Here is a 427-nt window from a genome sequence, read left to right on the forward strand (position 1 = left end):
GCCACCATATTCAAACTGAGAATTTTCCCCCCAAATCAAAAGGGGAATTTTATAATTTACTGCTATACGCACAGGGGCTGTAAAGATGCCAATATGCTCAGGCCAGCAACAATCACCTAACTTGAAAAAACCAATACGTACCAGCTCACGATAGTTTTTCCTGTTGCCTGAAACTTGTATCAAGTCAAAACCCTGATCTCGTAAAAAATTCAGATTTTTCAGGCCGACATCTGTCAATTCACAGGGTGTGTGTGTAACACATAATGGCGTCATGCCATATTTATCTCGCATGGTTAATGCTTGATAACAACTATCTTTTCCACCACTAACAGGAATGATGCAGTCATAGTTTGAACCATCGCCACGATATCGATCCAAAATAACTCTGAAGTCACTTTCTCTTTTTGACCAGTCTATGCTTTGATGC

The 427-nt window shown here is 40.0% G+C and carries 1 protein-coding gene; it reads right to left on the reverse strand.

Translation table 11 applies throughout. From position 1 onward, the window contains the following. The coding region (locus BTA35_RS16980; RefSeq protein ID WP_500690217.1) for an adenine nucleotide alpha hydrolase family protein at positions 1-427 on the reverse strand (427 nt) is incomplete at both ends.

The organism is Oceanospirillum linum (assembly GCF_001995095.2).
Taxonomy (GTDB): domain Bacteria; phylum Pseudomonadota; class Gammaproteobacteria; order Pseudomonadales; family Halomonadaceae; genus Oceanospirillum; species Oceanospirillum linum.